This is a genomic window from Erwinia endophytica, from assembly GCF_009295515.1.
Lineage (GTDB): Bacteria > Pseudomonadota > Gammaproteobacteria > Enterobacterales > Enterobacteriaceae > Erwinia > Erwinia endophytica.
Genome location: NZ_RQVV01000036.1, coordinates 56,223 through 79,240, shown reverse-complemented (window position 1 = coordinate 79,240; position 23,018 = coordinate 56,223). Strand labels below are relative to the sequence as shown.

Annotated in this window: 20 protein-coding genes and 1 pseudogene; 13 read left to right on the top strand and 8 right to left on the bottom strand. The window is 51.4% G+C overall.

The window, feature by feature from the left end; translation table 11 throughout:
* Positions 1 to 26: 26 nt before the first annotated feature.
* Positions 27 to 1,007 (bottom strand): quinone oxidoreductase, encoded by a 981-nt coding sequence (locus EH228_RS11570; RefSeq protein ID WP_152321816.1) that lies wholly within the window; start codon positions 1,005 to 1,007, stop codon positions 27 to 29.
* Positions 1,008 to 1,107: 100 nt separating this feature from the next.
* Here EH228_RS11570 and dnaB point away from each other — a divergent pair, with 100 nt between their 5' ends.
* Positions 1,108 to 2,523, top strand: a complete 1,416-nt coding sequence (dnaB, locus tag EH228_RS11565) for a replicative DNA helicase (RefSeq protein WP_152321815.1) — start codon at positions 1,108 to 1,110, stop codon at positions 2,521 to 2,523.
* Between the two features lie 55 nt (positions 2,524 to 2,578).
* A pseudogene (locus tag EH228_RS11560) lies at positions 2,579 to 2,867 on the top strand (DDE-type integrase/transposase/recombinase); the annotation flags it as partial.
* A 462-nt stretch (positions 2,868 to 3,329) separates the two neighbouring features.
* Here the strand turns inward: EH228_RS11560 and EH228_RS11555 are convergent.
* From EH228_RS11555 to EH228_RS11545, 3 genes are all read right to left on the bottom strand, one after another.
* Positions 3,330 to 4,118 carry a sulfite exporter TauE/SafE family protein gene (locus tag EH228_RS11555; protein WP_240116280.1) on the bottom strand — a complete coding sequence of 263 codons (789 nt, stop codon included), beginning with the start codon at positions 4,116 to 4,118 and terminating at the stop codon, positions 3,330 to 3,332.
* Between the two features lie 33 nt (positions 4,119 to 4,151).
* Positions 4,152 to 5,537, bottom strand: a complete 1,386-nt coding sequence (locus tag EH228_RS11550) for a hypothetical protein (protein ID WP_152321813.1) — start codon at positions 5,535 to 5,537, stop codon at positions 4,152 to 4,154.
* A 188-nt stretch (positions 5,538 to 5,725) separates the two neighbouring features.
* Positions 5,726 to 6,420, bottom strand: a protein-coding gene (locus EH228_RS11545) for an IS6 family transposase (RefSeq protein ID WP_152321812.1) whose coding sequence is annotated in 2 segments (ribosomal slippage) — positions 5,726 to 5,826 and positions 5,826 to 6,420 — 696 coding nt in all. Because the reading frame shifts where the segments join, the coding sequence is not laid out codon by codon here.
* 539 nt (positions 6,421 to 6,959) lie between these two features.
* Here EH228_RS11545 and EH228_RS11540 point away from each other — a divergent pair.
* Complete coding sequence (locus EH228_RS11540; protein ID WP_152321811.1) at positions 6,960 to 7,460, top strand: lysozyme; 501 nt, start codon at positions 6,960 to 6,962, stop codon at positions 7,458 to 7,460.
* A gap of 1 nt (position 7,461) precedes the next feature.
* A complete protein-coding gene (locus EH228_RS11535; protein WP_152321810.1) occupies positions 7,462 to 7,911 on the top strand; it encodes a hypothetical protein in 450 nt (149 codons plus the stop codon).
* A gap of 67 nt (positions 7,912 to 7,978) precedes the next feature.
* Here the strand turns inward: EH228_RS11535 and EH228_RS11530 are convergent.
* Positions 7,979 to 8,673 (bottom strand): IS6 family transposase gene (locus tag EH228_RS11530; RefSeq protein ID WP_152321809.1). Its coding sequence is split into 2 segments (ribosomal slippage): positions 7,979 to 8,079 and positions 8,079 to 8,673, totalling 696 coding nucleotides; the frame shifts between segments, so codons are not numbered across the junction.
* A gap of 240 nt (positions 8,674 to 8,913) precedes the next feature.
* Between EH228_RS11530 and EH228_RS11525 the strand changes: the two genes are divergently transcribed.
* The 9 genes from EH228_RS11525 (at position 8,914) to EH228_RS11485 (ending at position 19,896) form a co-directional block, all read left to right on the top strand.
* Entirely contained in the window at positions 8,914 to 10,107 is a 1,194-nt protein-coding gene (locus tag EH228_RS11525; RefSeq protein WP_193323331.1) for an amino acid aminotransferase, read from the top strand.
* A gap of 264 nt (positions 10,108 to 10,371) precedes the next feature.
* Positions 10,372 to 10,788: a secondary thiamine-phosphate synthase enzyme YjbQ gene (locus EH228_RS11520; RefSeq protein WP_152321807.1), complete on the top strand. Its 417-nt coding sequence runs from the start codon at positions 10,372 to 10,374 to the stop codon at positions 10,786 to 10,788.
* 637 nt (positions 10,789 to 11,425) lie between these two features.
* Complete coding sequence (locus EH228_RS11515; RefSeq protein WP_152321806.1) at positions 11,426 to 12,058, top strand: RraA family protein; 633 nt, start codon at positions 11,426 to 11,428, stop codon at positions 12,056 to 12,058.
* Between the two features lie 57 nt (positions 12,059 to 12,115).
* Complete coding sequence (locus tag EH228_RS11510) at positions 12,116 to 13,456, top strand: MFS transporter (protein WP_152321805.1); 1,341 nt, start codon at positions 12,116 to 12,118, stop codon at positions 13,454 to 13,456.
* A 38-nt stretch (positions 13,457 to 13,494) separates the two neighbouring features.
* Positions 13,495 to 15,585 carry a hydantoinase/oxoprolinase family protein gene (locus tag EH228_RS11505; RefSeq protein WP_152321804.1) on the top strand — a complete coding sequence of 697 codons (2,091 nt, stop codon included), beginning with the start codon at positions 13,495 to 13,497 and terminating at the stop codon, positions 15,583 to 15,585.
* Positions 15,582 to 17,270, top strand: coding sequence for a hydantoinase B/oxoprolinase family protein (locus EH228_RS11500; protein WP_152321803.1), 1,689 nt, complete (start codon positions 15,582 to 15,584; stop codon positions 17,268 to 17,270). The genes EH228_RS11505 and EH228_RS11500 overlap by 4 nt, the downstream gene beginning before the upstream one ends.
* The gene (locus EH228_RS11495; RefSeq protein ID WP_152321802.1) at positions 17,263 to 18,072 is read left to right on the top strand and encodes an SDR family oxidoreductase; all 810 of its coding nucleotides are present in this window, start codon (positions 17,263 to 17,265) and stop codon (positions 18,070 to 18,072) included. The genes EH228_RS11500 and EH228_RS11495 overlap by 8 nt, the downstream gene beginning before the upstream one ends.
* Before the next feature lie 22 nt (positions 18,073 to 18,094).
* Positions 18,095 to 19,246, top strand: a complete 1,152-nt coding sequence (locus EH228_RS11490; protein WP_152321801.1) for a pyridoxal phosphate-dependent aminotransferase — start codon at positions 18,095 to 18,097, stop codon at positions 19,244 to 19,246.
* A 29-nt stretch (positions 19,247 to 19,275) separates the two neighbouring features.
* Positions 19,276 to 19,896: a TetR/AcrR family transcriptional regulator gene (locus EH228_RS11485; RefSeq protein ID WP_152321800.1), complete on the top strand. Its 621-nt coding sequence runs from the start codon at positions 19,276 to 19,278 to the stop codon at positions 19,894 to 19,896.
* Between the two features lie 39 nt (positions 19,897 to 19,935).
* On the opposite strand, the gene EH228_RS11480 is transcribed toward EH228_RS11485, so the two are convergent.
* The 3 genes from EH228_RS11480 to EH228_RS11470 all read right to left on the bottom strand — a co-directional run bounded on the left by EH228_RS11480 (position 19,936) and on the right by EH228_RS11470 (position 23,016).
* Positions 19,936 to 21,066 carry a M20 family metallopeptidase gene (locus EH228_RS11480; RefSeq protein ID WP_152321799.1) on the bottom strand — a complete coding sequence of 377 codons (1,131 nt, stop codon included), beginning with the start codon at positions 21,064 to 21,066 and terminating at the stop codon, positions 19,936 to 19,938.
* Between the two features lie 103 nt (positions 21,067 to 21,169).
* Positions 21,170 to 21,925, bottom strand: a complete 756-nt coding sequence (locus EH228_RS11475) for a glutamine amidotransferase (RefSeq protein ID WP_152321798.1) — start codon at positions 21,923 to 21,925, stop codon at positions 21,170 to 21,172.
* Positions 21,926 to 21,936: 11 nt separating this feature from the next.
* The gene (locus EH228_RS11470; RefSeq protein WP_152321797.1) at positions 21,937 to 23,016 is read right to left on the bottom strand and encodes a phosphotriesterase family protein; all 1,080 of its coding nucleotides are present in this window, start codon (positions 23,014 to 23,016) and stop codon (positions 21,937 to 21,939) included.
* Between the last annotated feature and the right edge of the window lie 2 nt (positions 23,017 to 23,018).

The window sequence follows — 23,018 nt, the reverse complement described above, 5'->3', positions numbered from 1 at the left end:
AAGCCCGATTCGTTTCTGGCGATCGATCAAGGGATCAACAAGCTTGAACCTTGAGTGGCACGGCTCTCCAGCGTTTTATGCGCCTGTTGTACATCAGTCAGAGCAAACTTTTGCTGTTCAGGCACATCCACGTTAATCGCTCCGCTCGCGATCAGCGAGAACAATTCGTTGCTGGCATTTGTCAGCGCTTCACGCGTGGTAATATAGCCATTCAGCGAAGGGCGAGTTACGTACAGCGACCCTTTTTGATTGAGAATAGCCAAATTTACGCCGCTGACCGGGCCGGAGGAGTTGCCAAAGCTGACCATCAAACCGCGACGTTGCAGGCAGTCCAGCGAGGCTTCCCAAGTCTCTTTCCCCACCGAATCGTAAACCACCCGCACCTTTTTGCCATCCGTCAGTTCACTGACACGCTGAGCAATATTTTCCTGGCGATAGTTAATGGTTGCCCATGCGCCAGCGTCCTTCGCCCGTGCTGCTTTTTCAGCAGAACCCACGGTGCCGATCAGATGAGCCCCCAGCGCTTTTGCCCACTGACAGGCGATCAATCCGACACCGCCTGCCGCCGCATGAAACAGGAAAACTTCGTCAGGCTGAACCACATAAGTCTGGCGCAGCAGGTAATGAACGGTCAGGCCTTTCAGAAACGATGCCGCCGCTTGCTGGTAAGAAATACTGTCGGGCAGGAGCGCCAGTTTATCGACATGTACCGCATGATATTCGCTGTAGGCGCCGAGAGTCGACTGAGCATAAACTACGCGATCTCCCGGTTTCACCGCCGTTACGCCTTCACCAACGCTCTTCACTACCCCCGCGGCTTCAGTGCCTAATCCTGAAGGTAATGAGGCGGGATACAGGCCGCTGCGTACATAAGTATCGATGTAGTTGATGCCGATCGCTTTGTTCTCAACAATGACCTCTCCTGTCGCAGGTTCAGGGATCTCAACGTCAATCACCTGCATCACTTCCGGGCCGCCGTGCTGGCTGATTTGTATACGTTTCGTCATGATATCTCCTGTGGATTCAGCGTCATTGAGAGAGGACGAAAGGTCAGCAAACAGGTATACTTGCGCGCTTCCCCCTCTCAGATTTTGGTATCGCATTACTATGGCAGGAAATAAACCCTCCAACAAATCCGTTGATAACCATGCGCCTCACGATCGGCAGATGGAAGGGCTTAAATTGCCGCCCCATTCTCTGGAAGCGGAGCAATCCGTGTTGGGCGGGTTGATGCTGGATAACGAACGCTGGGACAACGTTTCTGAACGTGTGGTGGCGCAGGACTTCTTCAGCCGACCACACCGCATGATTTTTAGTGAAATGCAGCGCTTGCTGGAACAGGGCAAGCCAATTGACCTGATAACCCTCTCCGAATCGATGGAGACCAAAGGTGAATTGAGCATGGTGGGCGGTTTTGCCTATCTCGCAGAACTGTCGAAAAACACCCCCAGTGCAGCGAATATCGGCGCTTATGCGGATATCGTTCGCGAACGTGCAATTGTCCGTGAAATGATCGCAGTAGCGAACGAAATAGCCGATGCCGGTTATGATCCGCAGGGTCGTACCAGTGAAGATCTGCTCGATCTGGCCGAATCCCGTGTTTTCCAGATAGCTGAAAATCGCGCCAATAAAAATGAAGGGCCAAAGAGTGTCGATCAGATCCTTGAAGCGACGATTTCAAGGATCGAATCGCTTTATCAGACGCCGCACGATGGGGTGACCGGTGTGGATACGGGGTATCAGGATCTGAATAAGAAAACCGCCGGTTTACAACGATCGGATCTGATTATTGTGGCGGCGCGTCCTTCCATGGGTAAAACCACGTTTGCGATGAACCTTTGCGAAAATGCCGCGATGACCCAGGATAAACCGGTACTGATTTTCAGTCTGGAGATGCCCGGTGAACAGATTATGATGCGTATGCTGGCCTCGTTGTCCCGTGTGGATCAGACCCGGATCCGTACTGGTCAGTTAGATGACGAGGACTGGGCGCGCATCTCCAGTACGATGGGGATTCTGCTGGAGAAAAAGAACATGTTCATCGATGATTCCTCCGGCCTGACGCCGACAGAAGTACGCTCTCGTGCACGCCGCGTTTTTCGTGAACACGGTGGCCTGAGTCTGATAATGATCGACTATCTCCAACTGATGCGCGTGCCTGCGTTGTCGGATAACCGTACGCTGGAAATCGCGGAAATCTCCCGCTCTCTCAAGGCGCTGGCCAAAGAGCTTCAGGTGCCGGTAGTGGCGCTGTCGCAGCTTAACCGTTCACTGGAACAGCGAGCTGATAAACGTCCGGTCAACTCGGATCTACGTGAATCCGGCTCCATCGAGCAGGATGCCGACTTGATTATGTTTATCTACCGTGATGAGGTTTACCACGAGAACAGTGATATGAAAGGGATCGCCGAGATAATTTTGGGTAAGCAGCGTAACGGCCCAATCGGTACCGTACGTCTAACCTTTAATGGCCAGTGGTCGCGTTTTGATAATTATGCGGGTCCACAGTATGACGACGAATAACCGGGTCATACATATTCTGTGTATTTCGGTTCTGTCGCATTAACATCAGCAGACGGACAAAAGTCGCGCCAATACGGCGGCGCTCGCTACGCTCAATGGCGGTAAAGAAAAAGATGAAAACCATTACCGTCAGGCAGAGTAAGTATCTGAACAATTTGATTGAGCAGGACCACTGGAATATCAAACGCCGAATGCGGTTGATGCTGGGATTCAAATCGTTCCGGCGTGCACAGACCATTCTGGACGGTATTGAACTGATTCATATGATACGTAAAGGGAAATATCAGCACCCTGCCGGGGACGGGATGTCCCCGGCAGGACAGTTTTATCTGATAGCAGCCTGAAAAACAGGCAGTACCGCTTTTTCTAACTTTGCGTTGTTAATGCGACAGAGCCTTATGTGATGCGCATCGCATTTCGTAAACACAAAAAAAATCACAATATGGTTGTGGTTTTTTTTGTGGGAGTCAACATGTTTAGTCTTGATCGAATTGAACCGGTTTTTACTGATGATACATATGGGTTCACACTATCCCTTCTCAACTATATAACGGTGGATTAACGCCCAATGAATCAGAAAAATTGTTTTTGGAAAGATCTAAATCCGTGGCCAATTTTTGTTGACCACTTCAGAGCGCATTATCTAATAGGTAGGATGACTGGTGTGTTTGTGCTGTATAATGTATTCATAATAGTAGTAGAGATTAATGCTGTGCTGGGATACTGAATTAATTTATCACCAGCACATCGCATTGTTTATTATCAAGTAATTAGGTAATAAAGTCTTTAAGAATTTAATGAAGGCATCAAGAAAATAACATGCTAATGCCAATTACATATAGTAGGATTACGAATGATATTTTTAATTTCCTCTCTGGGAGTATACTGGAAATCTTCGCACCTAATAAGGCTCCGGGAATTGTCGGGATCATGAATAGCCACAAATATTGGTAGTTTAAGAAACCTACATTACCCGCTGGTAAGTTATTTTCATGAAATCCAAGAGATATCATAAAGATAAGAACGAAAACTGAGTACAACCAAACCACAACTGTGGTTGTTCCTATTGCTTGTTTAATATTTAAACCGATCTTCTCATAATAAGGTACGACAAATGAGGCAGATCCAGATAATGTGGAGATCAATCCAAGTATAAAACTACCGGGATATTTGAATCCCCAACTTGCTTTAATCGTTTTCTTATCTTTCTTCTCATTATTCAACAGTTTTTTAGTGGTTCTGGCCGCCAATAAAATTGTTGCCAGTGAGAAAAAGTAAATAATAGCTTTACTTGACATATAAGTCATTGTAAAACACCCAAGAATTGAACCGCAAATTACTAATGGTGCAGACCATTTCAATGCGTTCCAGTCTATATGATTATACTTATGATGTTTAAAAATGGCGACAACACCTGATAGCATTAAGGATGCAATCATTGTTGTTATGCTTGTTTGCATAATGTGACTAGCATCAGGATTATTATGCGACAAAAAAAGAAAAATTGTCGGCGTAAAGATTAATCCCGCACCACCACCAAACAGTCCTGCCAGGATGCTTCCGATAAAAGCAGATGCTATTATTAAAAATTCCATCAAAATATCAATTCCTCAACCTATTTTTATAAATCAATGTGAAATTAGCCAGTCTCTGCATGAGATAGCTCTGCTGAATATATTATGATCACTAAATTCGTTCAAAATGAAATATCCATTTTCAATCAATTCGCGTCTTGCTGACTCTGGATCTATTTTGTTCTGAAAAAGTCGTACTGCGGTATGGAAACCTCGGTTAATTCCAAGTCCATGTCTAAAATCTGTACTGGCAAGACTATCACCTACAGCACAAGCCGTTACAGGATGGATAAGGTTAAAGCCAGATATCTCATAACTTCCATTTACAGATACAAGTTTTATATTTGTCTTTACCCTATTCGTTGAAAGCCATCTTTCTGCTCTGGATGGTACAAACACAATGCCTATCTTTTCTAAATCTGCATGATCACTATCAATGTCAACATAAACATCTTTTATGGTTATATTCTTTCTTAAAATCTGACGTATTACCAAAGAAAGTGTATCTGCTTCATGCCAGCAGAAATCTTGCAAATGTTTAATAAATTCATAACCATTTATACCATTCAACTTTCCTTCACGAATTTTCCTGAACAGACTTATTGATTTTTTATATAAATCATCATTTTTATCCAGTGACACTATTCTTTTTAAGAACGCTGGTAGTTTTATTGAGAATGGGGTTGTATCATCTTTTAAAAATGGGATTTTGATACTTTGATTGTTTATCGAGTACCCACAATCTTCAAAAAAAACATTGAAATCTTCGGATGGATAAGAAAACTCTGCAACCGATGAGTATCCGTAACTGAAAAACTTTGTATTTTTATGACAATCATGAAATTCTATTAATTTATCTTCAGCATGGCTAAGATTATGTTCCGGCCACGTTATTTTTAATGCTGAACCATATTCAAATTCATCCTCAAATTCCACTCCGATAATTTTATTCATCAAAGTGGAGTGATAACCCGTAGCATCAACGAGAAGACTAGGATTGAGAACGCTAAAATGTTGCTCTCCGTTACAATCAACAACTAATGATATAACATCATCTTCACACAGGATATCTTCTATTTTCATCAAAGAAAAACGATCATTGTAATTATCATTGATTTCTTTAAGAAGAATAGATTGTATACTACTCAAACTCATATGGTCTAGGTCAGAATATTTTCTGCGATTCTCTTCATTATCTTCGCTGAATACTCCGTTAGGGCAGTGTATTAAAGCATCAGGTATAGAAAAGGAAAAAAATCGCCGATGAAATTGTACAACCATTGATCTAGATGCCCATTCATCATTTTCCCATTTAGGATCCATTCTCTTTTCAAGCACTAGCACATTTTCAGCAAAATTATTTTCTAGTATTTTAAATGCCGAAAATAATCCAACTGGCCCTGCACCTAAAATTATCACCGTTTTTTTTCTATATTCCATTTACCGCACCAGATTTACTATTAGAATAACAAAAAACCGTTAAAACCATGCATATTTAATGTTAATTGTTTAAATAAATAAAATCAATAGATTAACGGTTAGTGTCAAGGTTGTTACATCTCTTGCTGATTTAGGCGGTTCTGTCGCATTAACGGCCGCGGGTCGGCAGAAATTGTACTGCCTGTTTTTTACACAGCCATCAGGTAAAACTGCTCTGCAGGAGACAGCACGTCCCCGCCCGGATGCCCATACTGCCCTTTGCGTATCATGTGGATTAACTCGATACCTGTAATAGAGTCTGTGCCCGCCGGAATGATTTGAATCCCAACATAGCTCGTGTCCGCCGTTTGATATTCCGGTGATCCTGCTCAATCAGGTTGTTCAGATATTTGTTCTGCCTGATGGTGATGATTTCTTCATCGGGTCTGCCAGGGGGGAGGGTGGTCAGCGCTGCCGTGTTGGCGCCACTTCTGTCAATGGTCACCATTTCCGGCCGCCCGTGATACCGGATGGCTTTGCGGAAAAAACGTAATGTCGCGGCAGCATCCCGCTTCGCCGTCAGCAGAAAATTGATGGTCTGGCCTTCGGTATCGACCGCACGGTACAGATATCTCCACTGGCCCCTGATTTTGATGTCCGTTTCATCCATTCGCCACCGGCGGCCCGGGCAACGTTTATGCCAGCGGAATGCCTGGCCCAGTAGTAGTACCAGTCGGATAACCCAGCGGTGAAGCGTGGAATGGTCGACGGAGATACCACACTCTGCCATCATCTCTTCGAGATTGCGCAGGCTCAGGGAATAAGCCAGATACCAGCGGACACACTGGGCGATGATATCCGCGGGATAAAGCAGGCGTTTGAAGGCTTTTTGGGGCAGGGACATGGGCAGGCAACATCACAAAAAAAACAGCATGTTACCTGATGAGCGGCTTAATGCGACAGAACCGTTTTAAGTCTTCCTGCCTGAATTCAGGCTGAAATGGTCGGCCATGCAGTTGCCTGCATAGTCATTCATGGCCCTGAGAATTTCCGTATGTGATTCTGGCCGGTTTTCATGGTTTTCTGCGGCTCAGAGAGTAAAAACGCCCTGAGCGCGTTTCTGAGGAGCGAACAAGGGATGTTATGTTAAAAACGATTGGCTGACAGGGGCATAAAACGCTGCCAGCTGGTCGTTATTTGAAAATGGCAGTGAGGAGGATGCTGAATACGGAACCCGTTATCAAAACGCGGCCCTTCGTGACTTCCTCTTTCCGCATATCCGCCACCGCAGGCTTCAGGCGCGGCATGAGCTCTGACTGAGTATCCTACGGCCCACCAGTAAGGATACGGTAAAATACGGCCTTCGGGCATAGCGCATTAATTTTACTAACCATTAATGGTACAATTTCGTTATGAAAATATTGCACGGAAATAAACAGGATAATGGCAGGCGTTAATGATTCACTGTCTTTCAGTACGGCAGGATATGGTCAGTTACGGATACGCGAAGGCGTGGTTTACCGCTACTACAACGATTTGGGGCCCCATTCAGGAAACTGTACGTGGGGGGTTGGTACGCTGGCTCATTTTGGCGTATGTACCGACGCAGAACTGAAAAAGCCCGTTACCGCCAGCGATATCAACACGGCGCTGGCGAGGCATGTACATAAAGTCGAACGGTATATTCGCCGTAAAGTACCCCACCATCGTCTGACCCAGACCCAGTTCGACGGACTGGTCTCGTTCATTTACAATGTGTCTGATCCTTCGGCTGTGATGGACGCGGCTGATCGTGGCGACATGAAAGCGGTACACGATAAGATGCTGCAGTACATTTATATTTTTAAACATGATGCTAAAGGCCGCAAAGTCGGCAACCCGAAAATTTTAGCGCCCCTGTACAAAAGAAGGCTTGAAGAAGCTGCCCCGTTCAGACAGGAATAATATGATTAAAAAATTATCAGTCGCTCTCCTGTTAACACTGTGTGCATCCGCCGCGGTATTTGCCGGCAGCGATAAAGAAACAGACGCCCGGCTGGATACCCTAATGGGGGCTGATTCGCACGGGCAATACCATCGGTTTCTTAACAAGCTGCAGAAAGCGGTTAAAGGAAAGGATAAAAAAACCGTGGCTGCAATGGTCGACTATCCCATTACAGTTACTGTCAGCCATAAAGAAACTGATATTGCTGACAGTCGTGCTTTTGTTCAGGCATATGACAGCGTGTTCACTGACCGACTGGTTAACATTATTTTGCATCAGACGTATGCAGACCTGTTCGTCAACAGTACGGGGGTGATGGTCGGCCCGCAGGGCGAGCTGTGGTTCAGCGGCCTGTGCAGCGTCAAAGACTGCAGCAAGTTTGATATCAAAATCATGCAAATTAATAATTAACAGCAGGATATTTTGGGTTCTGTCGCATTAACGGCCGCGGGTCGGCAGAAATTGTACTGCCTGTTTTTTACACAGCCATCAGGTAAAACTGCTCTGCAGGAGACAGCACGTCCCCGCCCGGATGCCCATACTGCCCTTTGCGTATCATGTGGATTAACTCGATACCTGTAATAGAGTCTGTGCCCGCCGGAATGATTTGAATCCCAACATAGCTTGTGTCCGCCGTTTGATATTCCGGTGATCCTGCTCAATCAGGTTGTTCAGATATTTGTTCTGCCTGATGGTGATGATTTCTTCATCGGGTCTGCCAGGGGGGAGGGGGGGCAGCGCTGCCGTGTTGGCGCCACTTCTGTCAATGGTCACCATTTCCGGCCGCCCGTGATGCCGGATGGCTTTGCGGAAAAAACGTAATGTCGCGGCAGCATCCCGCTTCGCCGTCAGCAGAAAATTGATGGTCTGGCCTTCGGTATCGACCGCACGGTACAGATATCTCCACTGGCCCCTGATTTTGATGTCCGTTTCATCCATTCGCCACCGGCGGCCCGGGCAACGTTTATGCCAGCGGAATGCCTGGTCCAGTAGTAGTACCAGGCGGATAACCCAGCGGTGAAGCGTGGAATGGTCGACGGAGATACCACACTCTGCCATCATCTCTTCGAGATTGCGCAGGCTCAGGGAATAAGCCAGATACCAGCGGACACACTGGGCGATGATATCCGCGGGATAATGCAGGTGTTTGAAGGCGTTTCTGGTCAGGGACATGGGCAGGCAACATCATAAAAAAAAACAGCATGTTACCTGATGAGCTGCTTAATGCGACAGAACCCTTCTTCCGCGCCGGGATGGTTCAAAAACACCCGGTGTTTTTGTCCTGCAATGTGGATGATTTAGGGTATAGTATGATTCCGGCCTGGGGAGGAACCTCACTCTGATGATCGCCATGCGTCATCGTCCGTGCCGCTATTTCGTTTATCCCTACATTCATTCATGGAGATCTGCACCGTGTTTCAAAACGTTGATGCCTATGCTGGCGATCCAATTCTCTCTCTGATGGAGACGTTTAAGCAGGATACGCGTCCGTATAAGGTGAACCTGAGCATTGGGTTGTATTACGATGAGAACGGGCAGATCCCCCAGTTGCAGGCTGTGGCCGCCGCAGAAACCCGTCTGAATGCCCAGGTACGCGGCGCCTCGGTTTACCTGCCAATGGACGGTCTGGCGTCTTACCGTGGGACGATTGCACCGTTACTGTTTGGCCAGGATAGCCCAGCATTGCAGAGCGGAAGTATTGCCACTATTCAGACTATTGGGGGGTCTGGCGCGCTGAAGATCGGTGCGGATTTTCTGAAGGCGTATTTCCCTGGATCTCAGGTGTGGGTCAGCGATCCCACGTGGGAAAACCATGTGGCAATTTTCGCCGGTGCGGGTTTCCAGGTGAACACCTACCCCTGGTATGACGAAGAAACTAACGGCGTGAGGTTTGAAGCATTGGTGGCAACGCTGAAGACGTTGCCAGCGCAAAGCATCGTGCTACTGCATCCATGTTGTCATAATCCGACCGGTGCGGATCTGACTAACGCCCAGTGGGATAGAGTCACTGAGGTGTTGAAAGAGCGCGATTTGATCCCTTTCCTCGACATCGCTTATCAGGGCTTTGGCGCGGGGATGGAGGAAGATGCTTACGCTATCCGCACGATCGTCGCGGCGGGGCTGCCAGCACTGGTCAGCAACTCTTTTTCTAAAATTTTCTCTCTGTACGGCGAGCGTGTCGGCGGCCTGTCCGTGGTGTGTCATGATGCGCAAGAAGCCTCTTGTGTGTTGGGGCAGCTGAAAGCGACCGTACGTCGTAACTACTCCAGTCCGCCGAACTTTGGTGCTCAAGTGGTTTCCTGCGTGCTGAATGATGCCCAACTGAAAGCCAACTGGCTGGCAGAAGTCGAAGGGATGCGCCTGCGTATCCTGTCCATGCGCCAGGCCATGGTTGACGTGCTGACGGTGGCGATGCCAGACAAAAACTTCGATTATTTACTGAAGCAGCGCGGCATGTTCAGTTACACCGGGCTGAGTGTCGGGCAGGTTGAGCGTCTGCGTAACGAGTTTGGTATTTATCTGCTTGCCAGCGGTCGTATGTGTGTGGCGGGCCTGAACAGCAAAAATGTTCATCAAGTCGCCGAAGCTTTTGCGGCAGTGATGTAAGCGTTTCTGGCCGGGCATCAGCCCGGTCACCGTCGATCTTTTCCTCCCCCTGGCGTGATTTTTTCGTCTCCTGCTGCATGTTTAATCGCCGCCAAATTTGATTGAGAGGCTGATACCCGCCAGGCTGCAGATGATTGGCGTGTCGACCACGTTCAGTCGTTCGCCGCATTGACCTGTGGCGGTTCATCGGACTGCCTTTTCTTGCTATCTTCCTGTAACGTGCATTATTCAGGATATCCATCGATTCAGCTAAGGAACCTCGCTATGTGGTATCAGCAAACCATCACCCTGAGTCCCAAATCCCGTGGGTTCCATCTTGTTACCGATGAGATCACTGCGGTATTGCATCGTCTCAACGAGGTACAGACGGGGTTGCTGCATTTGCTACTGCTGCATACCTCCGCTTCGCTAACGTTGAATGAAAATTGTGATCCCACGGTACGTAGCGATATGGAACAGCATTTTTTGCGGCAGGTACCGGAAAATGCCCCCTATGAGCATGATTATGAAGGGGTGGACGATATGCCCGCTCACATTAAGTCATCGTTGTTGGGGGCGTCGCTGCTGTTACCGGTCAGCCGTGGGCGTCTGGTTCTTGGAACGTGGCAGGGTATTTGGTTGGGCGAGCACCGTATTCACGGCGGTGCCCGGCGTATTATGGCCACCTTGCAAGGGGAATAGTCTGTCGAGGCTCTCCGTCATACGGCAAATTGCCGGTATGCTGGCGGTGTTTAACGGGCCGACTCACTTCGCTTATTCGCATTTCCCATACTGCCCGGGTGATTCGGTCAGACGGATCCACGGTGACGGGATCTGCCCCGTACAGTTCAATCGTGTGTCGGCATTTTTTGTCCGGTAATGTGAATTATTTATGACATAGTCCGGTAATAAGCACTGTAATGGTGCATCAGAAAAAGCAGTAAGCCTTAAATAACGGGCTGTAGAGTCAGTACGTTGGCACCTTCCTCTTTTTATTCTCATATTAACGCACCATTATTGTGATTGATTAAAATATTAACTCAATTATTCGCACTGTTTTTGATCTTGATATTGATGAATAACATAAGAAAATAATATAGCCATTTTGAAAGAGGTGTTTTTTTTATTTTTTACCATCTTTTTATTTTATGGTTTTTCAATAAAAATCGATAAATATCAATTTGTTATATATTGTCATTTGCCTGGGTTATGTTGTGTTTCAGGCATTTGTTTTTATTTTTATACGGATTTAGATCATATAAAAACGTTGCAATTTCCCTGTTTAAAAGTGATAAAAGATTCTCACTTGATAATTTCTTATCACTTTTAGGTCGGGGCAATGGCACTTAAAGCAGCAGATATTCGTATTTCTTCATCGTGGCAGCGCCCGGAGCAAAAATGGCGTTCTGCTTTTACCGGATTTCCTGTCGCAAACATTGGCGATGCGATGGAAAGGTTAAATATGTGTGACGCGGCTATCGTGCCTGTCAGCAGTAATACCCCCTTTGTCGGCTTTGCTTTTCCGGTACTGGTTACCGCAGGCGATAACGCGGCGGTAATCAGAGCACTGGATTACATTCAGCCTGGCGATGTGATGATGATCAATGGGTTAGGCCATATTGATCGTGCGCTGGTTGGCGAACAACTGACTCAGCGCTTCCAGCAGGCTGGCGCGGTTGCACAGGTTATTGATGGGGCAATACGTGACCGTAAGGTCGTTGAAGCGACCGGGTTTCCGACGTTTTGTCGCGGTACGACACCGGCGGGTCCTTATAAGAATGGCCCCGGTGTCATTGGCGAACCCGTGGCGATTGGCGGTGTGGTGTGCTGTGCGGGAGACATTGTGGTTGGAGACGACGACGGCATCATCGTCATCCCGTTCTGGCGGGCTGAGGCGGTGTTGGCGGCGGTACAAGAGGTTGCGCGTCGCGAAGCGGCAATGACAGCGGAAGTCACGCAACATTACCAGTAAAGATAACTGGTTCGCGTTAACACCGGGATAAATCAAACACATTTTCAGGGCAAAACAATGACGAAATCACATGTGGCAACAATGGATTACGCTTTGCCGAAGGATGAAACGACCAGGAATAGCGTGGTGCGCCGCGCATCCATTGCCGGCGGGGTCGGTTCATTTGTGGAATGGTATGACTACGGGATCTACGGTTTACTGGTCAGTTCACTGGTCCTGGTGTTTTCCGCCAAAGAGATGAGTGCCACGGATGCAGGGTTGATGCTGACGTATGTCGGATTCACGGTGAGTTTCGTTGCCCGTCCGTTTGGTGGGGTCATCTGTGGTTACCTGGGCGACAAACTGGGGCGTCAGAAGCTTTTAGCGATGTTGTTGTTGATGATTTCACTGGCTACGGCGGCGATTGGTTTGGTGCCCGGTTACGCCAGTATTGGTTGGGTAGCCCCGGCATTGCTGATTTTTCTCCGGGTGGTACAGGGCTTTTCCGCCGGTGGTGAAGTGTCTGGCGCAGGGTCTTTTGTGGCTGAATATGCTGAAGATCACCGTCGTGCAGTGGTGATGTCGCCGTTGGTGATGGGGTCGTTTATCGCTTTGCTGTTCGGCAGTCTGTTAATCAGTGGACTCATCAATGTCTTTGGTGTGGTGGCCATGAACCATTGGCTGTGGCGGGTGCCATTTTTGTTGGCCATTCCGATGGCATTGATTGGGGTCTATATCCGTACCCGCATCCAGGATACCCCTCACTTTCAGATGGTGAAAGCCAATAAGCGGGTGGTACGTAACCCCATTCGTGAGGTGCTTTCCTCCGGACGTCATCTGAAAGCGATTGGTCTGGCCATCACCTTACCGGCGGTCAACGGTCCCGGCTATTACATTCTGTTTGTCTATATGCCGACTTATCTCAACAAAGTGATGCATTTTCAGCAGCTCCAGAGCCTGATGGTCACCGCCAGTGGTCTGGTCACGATCATCTGCGCCATTCCGTTAATGGCCTGGCTGTCTGATCGACTCGGACGTAAACCGATGTTGATTGCCTCCGCTATTGCGATGGGAGTACTGGCATGGCCGTGTTTCTGGCTGTTAACGCTCGGCACCATGCCGCTGGCTTGTATGGCCAGCATTCTGCTGGCCTGCGCTTTTGCCGGACATGCCGGGGTTATCCAGACCACGCTGGCTGAAATGTTTCCAACCAATGTGCGTTATAGCGCTTACAGCATTGGTTTCAACCTTTCCACGGTTATCTTTGGCGGTTCGGCGCCGTTGCTGATGACCTGGTTAATCGGTCTCACCGGTATTGCCAGTATCCCAAGCTACATGGTGATTTTTACTGCGGTACTGACCTTGATTAGCACGTTTTATCTACAAGAAACCGCTGGCAAGCCGCTTAACGACGAGTAAGCGACAATCAGCCATCTCTCTGGATTTTTGAGGTCAACATGAAAAGTGCGTCATCCTGGCGGATAGGGTTTGATATTGGTGGCACCTTCACCGATCTGGTGCTGTTAAATGATACGACGGGGGAAACGGTTCGCCACAAAACACTCACTACGCCTGACGATCCTGCGGATGGGGCCTACACCGGCCTGACGCAATTAGTGGCGCAGGCGGGCCTGCAGGCCAGTGATATTCATACCATCACCCATGGCACCACGTTGGCGATTAATGCCTTGCTGGAACGTCGTGGCGCCAAAACGGCGTTGGTGGTCACGCGTGGTTTTCGTGATGTGCTGGTGTTGGGACGTGAATACCGTTACGACATTTATGACTTAAACGGAGCGCCGGCTCAGCCGCTTCTGCCACGTTCTCAGGCGTATGAAATTTCCGAACGGGTCACGGCGCGAGGCGAGATAATCACCCCGCTTGATGAGGCCGAAGTGGTGCAACTTGCTGCCGAGTTACGCGCTCAGCGTTATGAAGCGGTGGCGGTGTTGTGTCTGCATGCTTACGCCTGGCCGGAACATGAATTGCGCATTGAAGCGATTCTCAGCCGTGAGTTGCCAGGCGTCTCCATTTCCGTATCACATAAAGTGTCGCGTGAAATCCGTGAATATGATCGTGGGGTACTCACCGCGATGAATGCCTTCGTGCAGCCTAAAGCGCGCCGTTATATGGCGCGACTGGAAGAAAAATTGCGCGAAGGCGGGTTCGTCTGTGACTGGTTGGTGATGGGATCAAACGGTGGATTAATGGCACCACAGGTCGCTGCTGATTATCCCACGCGCATTATTGAGTCCGGTCCGGCCGGAGGGATCGTCGCCACCGCCGCGTTTGCCCGTAAAAATGGGCAACAGCAAGTGCTGGCATTTGATATGGGAGGGACGACGGCAAAAGCCTGTGTGGTGCGTCACGGCGAGCCGACAATCACCACCGATTATGAAGTGGGGCGTGCCGATCGTTTGCTGAAAGGCAGCGGCCTGCCAGTGAAGTTACCGGTAGTCGATATGATCGAGATTGGCGCGGGCGGCGGCAGTATTGCCCGTGTCGATACCCTGGGGCTGCTGGAGATCGGTCCGGAAAGCGCCAGTGCCTGGCCGGGTCCGGCTTGTTATGGCCGCGGCGGCTGTTTGCCCACCGTGACCGACGCGAATCTGGTTCTCGGACTGCTGGATCCTGATGCCTTTCTCGGTGGACGGATGCGTTTAGATGTTGACGCCGCCCGACAGGCTATTCGTCAGGTGGCTGAACCACTTGGTCTGAGTATCGAAGACGCGGCCTGGGGCATCCATGAGGTGGCTAACAGTAAGATGTCGGAAGCGTTGCGTACTCATGCCGTGGAGAAAAATGTCAATCCATCACAGATGACTATGCTGGCTTTTGGCGGTGCAGGCCCCAGCCATGCCTGGTCGTTGGCGAAACAACTGGCGGTGAAACGGGTCTTTTTCCCCCATGGTGCCGGGGTCTATTCGGCCTTTGGCTTGCTGACGGCACCGCCGAGTGCTGACTTTGTGCGTAGTGATCGTTGCCGTTTGTTAGCGGGAATCGATATCACCCGTATCAAGGCGATATTCGCCGAAGGCTTCGATGAGGCGATGACCACCCTGGCCGCCGCCAACGCGGATCCTGACTGTATCGTGCAACAGAAACTGGCTGGTGTACGTTATGTCGGGCAGGGGTCTGAACTGACGGTGACGCTGCCGGAACGTTTCCTTGCTCAGGGGGATGTTCAGGCGCTGATTACGGCCTTTGAAGCCGCGCACCAGACCCGGTTTGGGCGTATTTTGCCGGGGCAAAGTGTTGAAGTCGTGAACTGGCGCGGGCGTGTTCAGACCACGCCCCCGATACTCACCACCACTGATCAATCAGCTCATCCTGAGCCTGATGCCCGTGAAAAAAACCAGGCGGTTTACCTCGGGCGAGAGCAGGGTTTTAGCCCGTGTCGCGTCATTCCGCGCAGCTTGCTGGTCACTGGCGTCGCCGTTCAGGGGCCCGCGCTGCTGCAGGAAAAAGAGTGTGCGATTTACGTCGGTCCAGGCGCCTCAGCGCAACTGGATGAGCAAGGCAATATTTTGATGGAGCTGAACGGATGATGATTGCACCCCCCGATAACCTGCGTTTTCTTGATGACCCGGTGAGCCTGCGCATTACCTGGGATCGACTGGTCAGTATTGCCGAAGAGGCTGCCGCGACGTTGGTGAACATGGCATTCTCCAGCATTATTCGTGAAGTCGGTGATTACTCCTGTCTGTTGATGGACGCCGACGGTCGTTCACTGGCACAACCGAAAACCAGCGTACCGGTATTTATTGGCACGTTGCCTGCGACGGTACGACACCTGCTGGCTAAATTTCCAGCGGAGTCGCTGAAGCCGGGCGACAGCCTGATAACCAATGACCCGTGGCTGGGAACCGGTCATCTTAACGATGTCACGGTGGTGACCCCGGTGTTCCGTAACGACAAACTGGTGGCGTTTACCGGTGCGGCGGCGCATATGTCAGATATTGGTGGTTCGCTGAATATGGGCTCATCGCGTGACATGTTTGAAGAAGGTTTCCTGATCCCGCCGAGCAAACTGATCATTGAAGGCCAGGTTAATCAGCAATTGCTGGATCTGTTCCTGGCGAATGTGCGTTCGCCAGATCAGGTGGCCGGCGATCTCCATGCCATGCTGGCGGCCAACCAAATCGGTGCCAACGGCTTGCTGGGCTTGATGAATGATCTGAATCTGGAATCAGTGACGCCACTGGCTGAGAAAATTCACGCGCTGACTGAAAACGCCATGCGTAAAGCGATTACCGCGGTACCGGATGGGCGCTATCAGGCCGCGGTGGACATCGGTGATTATGAAGGCGATATCCACCTGAATGTCGCCGTCATCGTTGAGGGTAGCAATATCACCATTGATTACAGCGGATCGTCAGCAGAATCACTGTTCGGCAGTAATTGTCCGATGTCGTTCACCTATGCCTACAGTGTTTATCCATTGAAATGCCTGCTGGAACCGCATCTCCCCAATAACGATGGCTGCTTTAAACCCATCACCGTGACTGCGCCGGAAGGTTCGATCGCCAATGCGCGACCGCCCTGTGCGGTAGAGATGCGTAACCGTGTCGGTCATATGGCGCATGCGGCTATCTTCACGGCACTGTCCGACATTATGCCGGAGCGGGTTATGGGGCACTCCGGTAGCGCCCCAGTGACCTGTGACGTGTTTGCCGGACAATTTGACGATGGTCGGCGTTTTGTCGAAAGCCTGTGTGTCAATGGTGGGACGGGCGCTCGTCCATCAGCCGACGGCATCGTGGCCGGTTTCCCGGGCAACATGTCTTCCACTCCTGTTGAATTGATTGAATCAACGACCCCGCTCCTGTTCATGCAAAAGGCCATAGTGCCTGATTCAGGCGGGGCCGGCCGTTATCGCGGTGGGGTCGCCCAACGCATGGTTATCCGTAATACCAGCCAACATACATTGAGCCACAGCATGTTTTATTCCCGTCAGAAACACGCGGCGGAAGGCGTGTTGGGGGGGGCGGCGGGAGCGCCTAATCTCGTCGCTATCAATGGTGAACCTCTGGCGAAACCGGTGGGACGACATGATGTATTGCCCGGTGACGAAGTGACGATCCAGATGCCTGGCGGTGGCGGAAAAATGCCGGTGGCGGAACGCGACAGGCAGGCGGTCCTGTGGGATTGGCAGGAAGGCTATATTACCGCAGCGGGTGCATTACGTGACTATGGGGTGAATGTGGCGGAGCGGGAGGGCGATAATGAGTAATTTAAGCGGAAAGGTGGTCCTCATTACGGGGGCCGGAAGCGGTATTGGCCAGGCGGCGGCCGCAGGGTTTGCCGAACGTGGCGCCCGGGTGGTGTTAGTGGGGCGTCGGCAGTCTGCACTGGATGAGGTGGCCACAACGCTGCGACAGAATGATGGCACTGTCTGGACGTATGCGGCGGACATCGCCAAAAAGAGTGAGGTCGAGGCGCTGGTGGCGTGGGCCACGAGTGAGCTGGGCGATGTTGATATTTTGGTGAATAACGCAGGGAGCGCCAGTAAGACGTTAAATGCCCGCTGGATCCAGGAAGAGGAGTGGGATCAGGTGCAGGACGTCAACATGAAAGCGGTTTTCCTGCTGACTCAGGCTCTGTTGCCCACCATGCTGGCCCGTAAGAACGGGACTATTATCACGGTTTCATCGCTGGCCGCGTTGCGCCCCAATTTGTTGGGGGGCGCGGCGTACGGCGCGGCGAAGGCTGCCGTTCGTAACTTCATGACTTACTTACACAATACCTTCCGCAATGACGGGATCCGTTCTGTCTGTATTCTGCCGGGCGAAGTGAACACGCCGATCATGGATAACCGTGCTAATCCGCCATTGCCGGAGGTTCGGCAGCGTATGGTTCAGCCTGAAGATGTGGCCGAGGCCATTTTGCTGGCGGCCTCGCTTCCTGCCCGTACCGTTATTGAAGAGTTGATTATTGCACCGACTTTCCTGCGCGATGTTTCTGGCGATATTGAAGTGAGTCGTTGGAAAAATGCACCAGCCGAGTGTAAAGCCGAGCGCGAAAACAATCGCTGAACCCGACTATAAAAGGTGAATGATGTCTGCCAAATTATTTACTGCCTCCGAGGCGGTACGCCGTATTGAGCGCACCTCGCTGCGCGTGCAACAACCGGCCTCAAGCGGTGGTATGGTTTCGCTGGCGATGGGCGAACCAGACTTTGATACGCCGCCACGTATTATCGAGGCCGCTGCGGAGGCGCTAAAAAGTGGTTATACCCATTATGCCCCGTTGCTGGGCGATCCGGCGCTTTGTCAGGCTCTGGCCGACGACGTATCCGCACGAAGCGGAAATCCGGTGCGGCCTGGCGAAATTCTGGTCACCCATGGCGGTACTGCCGGCCTGGCGGCGGCGATCCTTTCGATCGTCAATCCTGGCGATCGGGTGGTTATCCCGGATCCAACCTATTCGCTGTATGCTGATCTGGTCAATATGGCGGGAGGGATTTGCATCCCGATGCCCTGTCGTGCTGATTTACACTGGGATCTTGCACGTCTTGCCACGGTGATGGAAGACGCGAAGTTATTTGTCTTTTGTAATCCAGGTAACCCGACCGGTATTGTTCATCACCGGGAAGAAATCGACGCGTTGGGCCGTCTGGTCAATCGTTATAATACCCTGGTGATTGCTGATGAAGCCTACAGTGACCTGGTGTTTACTGAGCGTCCATTTACGTCGGTTTTGCAGGTTCCCGCCTTTGCGGGGAGAACGCTGTTCTGTCAGACTTTTTCCAAAACTTATGCGATGACAGGATGGCGTGTCGGTTATCTTGCGGGGCCTGCAGAGATGATCGCCGCCGCCGCACGGGTGCATAATAGTGTTAATGGTTCGGTTAACAGCGCGGTGCAGCGAGCGGCGCTGGTGGCCCTGACTGAGTGTCAGGATGACATCAAACGTATGTATGATGTCTACCGACAACGGCGCTTGTTGATGATCGACGGACTGTCATCTATACCTGAGCTGACCCTGAATGAGCCGGAAGGGGCATTTTATTGTTTCCCAGCTTATTCGCTGCCCATTCCGGCCATCGACATGGTTTCACTGCTGCGTGAACAGGGTGTTGCCGTACGGCCGGGAAGTGAATTTGGTGCTGCCGGAGAAGGACACTTACGCCTCTCTTATGCGGCGAGTAGTGAGACGATCAACGAAGGGATACGCCGTCTTAAGCGGGGCCTTGCGGGACTGCGGTAACCAGAATTGCCAGAGGAAACTGACTCACCATGGCTGGAAAAACGATGCGCAGTGATACCGAAAGAAACCGTAAGAATCTTATCCAGGCCGCGGTCAGACTCTTCGAGCGGTCAGAAGCACCGATAAGCATGACGGAAATTGCGGCGGAAGCGGGGGTTTCCGTGGCAACCGCCTACCGTCAGTTTACGTCGGTTGAAGAGGTGCTGAACACCTGGCGTCAGGAAGTGGGACAGTTGCTGCTTGATTACAGTCAGCGTCAGACGTGCGACGGTTTACTGAAACTGGAGAAGGTCAGTCGGTACTGGATTAAGCTGGTTCGCGAGCGCGGTGCCGCCATGGTGCCGATGCGTAACCGTCGCGGTTACCTGGAACGTTTATGGCAAGGTGCGGAATACCTTCTGGTGCAGGCTGATGCGCTGCGGCCACCATTACGTGAGGCGATGGCGGAGATGGGGCTTCCGGATATTGGTGATAAGGCGATTTTTCTCTGGAACATTCTGTTCGACCCGCGTGAAATTTTTGACCTTTTGCATACCGTCGGCCTGACAGAAAAGCAAGTTGGTACTCAATTGATGGCGGTGCTGGTCGGCGGGCTGCGCGGTTTCGCCATGGCGAATGAATTTACTGTCGGGGCCTGTCGGGCGAAATAATGCTGGCCGCGGCTGGCGGCCATTTCCTCCAATTTTTTATTATCCGTCCCATTGCCCTGTCTGCCAGTCATCAATCAGCTCGCCGTACAGCGTTTCAGCCTCATTCAGGCGGCTCAGCAGGCAGTATTCATCGGTCTGGTGTGCCATGTCCGGCTCTCCTGGGCCAAGGATGATGCACGGTGGGTTGTTCAGGGCCGGGAGCAACAACGACGCATCGGTGAAGTAGGGCACGACCTTCGCACTCAGCGGTTGGGCATGCAATGGCTGGCAGCGTTGGTATACGCGGGTTATCCAGCGGTTATCCTCCGCGCTTAGCACCGCAGGCAGGTCAATCAGGGTGGAAAGGGTCACCGTTTCACCCAGCGCAGTGGCCAAATTTTGTCGGATGGTGGCGTGTTGCAGATTTGGCGCGGTGCGGATATCCACATCAAACTGTGTATGGTCGGGAACGGAATTGATGTTGAGCCCGCCCTGAATGCGGCCAACGTTCAGTGTCGGTTTCTTCATTAATGGATGAGGGGCGCCTGGTTCGAACTGACGAATTTTCCCCAGCGCTTCAGCGGCCAGATAAATCGCGTTAATTCCCCGTTCCGGCATCGCGCCATGCGCTGTTTTCCCCCGCGTTTCACCGCGCAGCCACAGTGCGCCTTTATGCCCGATAACCGGATAGTTCGCCGTGGGTTCGCCGACGATCAGTGCGCCAATCTCCGGTAATTCACTTCCCTCGATCAGCGCCCTGGCACCGTCACAACCGGTCTCTTCGCCACCGGTTATCAGCAGTACCACGCCGGTGCCTGCCCGGATTGCCGCCTGATGGTTGACACAGGCGACAGCGAAAGCAGCAATGGCGGCTTTCATATCACTGGAACCTCGCCCATACAGCCGCCCATCAATGACATCATCGCCAAAAGGATGGTACTGCCAGGCCTGATAGCCCAGTGGCACCGTATCCAGATGGCCGGTGAAGGCCAGCGGACGGCCTGGTCGAGTCCCGGGCATTTGTGCAACCAGATTGCAGCGATGTTCACCGAAGGTCGTGAGGGTAACCGCAAAACCTTGTTCGCTCAGCCATTCGGCAAAAAACGCCATGCAGGCGGCTTCATCGCCGGGAGGGTTAAGGGTGTCAAAACGCAGTAGACGTTGAGCCAACAATAAAGTGGAATGGGTCATCCGGCTATCCTTCAGACTGCTAAAAATGAGCAGGCCGCAACACCTGCCATGAAATTCTCGCTGGTCATGTGGGCGCGTCGTCGTCTGATGGTCTGGTCTGCCATCAGGCTTGCCCTGTCAGCCAGTCCAGACAGTTGAGCCACAACTGACGGTAGCCCGGCCAGGCGGCGAACTCATTTGGCAGCCAGTGAGCAGACATGTCGCTGGTCCACACCAGGGAACGGCCCTGCTGGTATTCCCGCACGGCGAGCAGCGGATGTTCCGTACCGGCCACGGTCGCCAGCAAGGTGCCTTCCGGTTGCATTTCAACTTCGTTGTAGCCCAGTAACCATGGCCAGTCGCCGGTAATGTCGTTAAACACCGAATGCGATTGTTTGATTTCCGGATAAATTCCTTGTGGAGATTCGATCCGATCATCCCAGGCCAGGCAACGCACCGGTAACACTTTTTCCACGGGAGTGTGGCGATAGCGCGCGCCGCCGTTGATCCCCTGGAAGCTGTAATAGCCGCCGATCATCATCAGGCTGCCGCCTGCCGCCACGTAGTCATGGAGTAGCGCCAGACGGTTTGGCGTCCGTTGGCTTTTGAGCCAGGTATCCGGATGCAGCAGCAGTGTGTTCGCACCGATGTCGGACAGAATAATCGCATCCCATTGCTGTAGTTCGGCCAGCGTCAGCGGAAAATTGACGGGCGCTTCATGCGCTGGCATATGGCTGATGGCGTAATGACTGTCAGCCAGCGCTGCGAGGAAATCAGTCGCGCCGTTATGCCAGGTGGCGGTGGCGAACTGGTCAAAGCCCTTTACATGGGTAGCGGTACTGGTCCAGGACTCGCCAACCAACAGGATGTTCTTTCGCATAATTTTTCCCTTTATCCGCCAAATACGCGCTGCGGATTAGCAATCATTAATGTTTCAAGCTGTTCACCGCTCACACCATGTCGACGCAGGCGGGGAACAAAATGCTTAAGGATATAGCCATAACCATGGCCGCCGTAGCGGGTCAGCATGGTTTTCAGAAACACGTCCTGCGACAGCAAAATCTGTTGAATAAAGCCATCGTCGATCAGTTCACAGATAGCGCGGGCATTCTCTTCATCAGAAGGAGACTGGGCGGACTCATCGGCGTAGTAATAGTGCATGCCGATCATGTCGTATTCGAGAAAGGCGCCGCGTTGCGCCAGTTCGCGTTGATAGGTTTTGTCGGCAAAACTGGGATTCATATGGCACAGCACGGTGTGACGCAGATCAGCACCTTCCTGCGCGAGGATATCAAGCACCTGATGGCCGAGCCGTTCCCAGCCCGGGAGGTGGACCTCTATCGGTACGCCGGTGGCGGCACTGGCGCGTCCTGCGGCGCGCAGCGATTTTTCTTCATCGGCGGTAAACCGGCTGGATACGCCAATTTCGCCGATCAAGCCAGCCAGCACCTCGGGTTTTTGATCCGCGCCGCCGACATCGTAAATCAGCTTTTCCGTCAGTTGTTCAACGGTGATGGTTTTCACCCATTCCGGATGAGAAGGCGCAAGATACAGCCCAGTGCCCATCACGATATTCAGACCCGTCAGGCGTGAAATCCGCTGCAATGCTTTTGGGTCACGGCCAATACCGATATTGGTGGGGTCGATGACCGTCTCGCCGCCCAGCGCACGGAATTTCATGAGTTCTTCAATTGCGACATCGACATCAAACAACTGGCAGTTATCACGGCTCATCAATGGGTTGAGGGATAACTCGCCCAGGTTTTCGATGCGTACCGGCATCTCCGCGATGTGGCGATCACTACAGCAGCAGGGGGGAACCCATTTTCCTGACGCATCCAGCAAGATATGTTCATGCATCAGTGTGACGCCCATCTCATTCAGCGGGATGGGGCCCAGGACGGTCATCACATGTCCGCTGTTGATCCCGACCGGCAATGGATCGGCATGGCGAAAAATCGATCCTTTCATCG